1 protein-coding gene is annotated in these 255 nt (G+C 61.6%); it reads right to left on the reverse strand.

From position 1 onward, the window contains the following. The coding region (locus ACRXB1_RS37820; protein WP_449494987.1) for a citrate/2-methylcitrate synthase at window positions 1-255 on the reverse strand (255 nt) is incomplete at both ends.

Consider the following 255-nt stretch of genomic DNA (forward strand, 5'->3'; position numbering starts at 1 on the left):
CCACGCGGCGACGAATGTCCGCTTCCGCTTCGTCGGGCGTCTGATAGCGGCTCTGGATCTCGAACGCGACTTCATTTGCGCCGCCATGCTTCGGGCCACGCAACGCGCCGATACCGCCGGTTATCGCCGAATACATGTCCGATCCCGTGCCCGCGATCACGCGGCAGGTGAACGTCGATGCGTTGAATTCGTGCTCGGCGTACAGAATGAGCGATGCATGCATCGCATCGACCCATGATTTCGATGGCTCGACGC

The sequence above is a fragment of the Caballeronia sp. M23-90 genome (genome assembly GCF_053574605.1).